General features: G+C 34.0%; 1 protein-coding gene and 1 pseudogene. One reads left to right on the top strand and one right to left on the bottom strand.

Annotation, left to right across the window (positions count from 1 at the left end; all coding sequences use genetic code 11):
• A pseudogene (locus B2U95_RS04775) lies at window positions 1-190 on the bottom strand (serine hydrolase); the annotation flags it as partial.
• Between the two features lie 105 nt (window positions 191-295).
• Between B2U95_RS04775 and B2U95_RS04770 the strand changes: the two are divergent.
• Window positions 296-1,152: MiaB/RimO family radical SAM methylthiotransferase (locus tag B2U95_RS04770; RefSeq protein WP_296313362.1), on the top strand; the 857-nt coding region annotated here is incomplete at its 3' end.

Raw genomic sequence — 1,152 nt, 5'->3', positions numbered from 1 at the left:
CTAGTAAGGGTTGAAGCTGGGCTTCATTCCAGTTTAATTCTGAAACTGTTTTAGTTTCCCAAGTATCAGAATTTAGCGGCGGAAAGTATATGGAATCATTTGTAGGTTCTCCTTGGTCAGGTAAATCATCACCTGAAGCGCACGATACTACTAAAGTTAGGCTTAAAAACAAATAGGTTAAGCGTTTCATGAGGTTAGGTTTTAACTTTAGACCATTAAAGATACAAAAGGTTTAAAAATTATAAATAGACAATCATAAATCATTATGTATCTTTGCAAACTGATTTATAGAACCATGCGTACAAAAACTCTTAAGAAAAATAGAATCAACGTCATTACTTTAGGCTGTAGCAAAAATGTTTACGATAGCGAAGTTTTAATGGGACAGCTAAAGGCTAGTGGTAAAGATGTTGTCCATGAAGAAGAAGGCAATGTTGTAGTCATTAACACTTGTGGTTTTATTAATAATGCCAAAGAAGAGAGTGTGAATACCATTTTGGAGTACATGCAAAAGAAAGAGGATGGTGAAGTTGATAAGGTTTTTGTAACAGGATGTTTAAGTGAACGTTATAAGCCAGATTTACAGAAAGAAATCCCGAATGTAGATCAGTATTTTGGTACAACAGAATTACCTGCATTATTAAAAGCTTTAGGTGCAGATTATAAGCACGAGCTAATAGGTGAGCGTTTAACAACGACTCCAAAAAATTACGCCTATTTAAAAATTGCTGAAGGTTGCGACAGACCTTGTAGTTTTTGTGCCATACCATTAATGCGTGGTAAGCATAAAAGTACACCAATTGAAAACTTGGTTATCGAAGCAGAAAAATTAGCAGCTAACGGAGTTAAGGAATTAATTTTAATTGCTCAAGATTTAACGTATTATGGTTTAGATATTTACAAAAAACGAAATCTTGCTGAATTACTAGAAAACTTAGTAAAAGTTGATGGTATAGAATGGATTCGTTTGCATTATGCATTTCCAACAGGATTCCCAATGGATGTATTAGATGTGATGAATCGCGAACCAAAGATTTGTAATTATTTAGATATTCCGTTGCAGCATATTTCAGATTCTATTCTGAAGAGTATGCGTCGTGGTACAACGAAAGCAAAGACGACGAAATTATTAAAAGCATTTAGAGCTGAAGT

The organism is Winogradskyella sp. UBA3174 (assembly GCF_002364335.1).
Taxonomy (GTDB): Bacteria; Bacteroidota; Bacteroidia; order Flavobacteriales; family Flavobacteriaceae; genus Winogradskyella.
The sequence above is the reverse complement of the archived record's forward strand: the minus strand, read 5'-3'. Positions and strand labels throughout refer to the sequence as shown.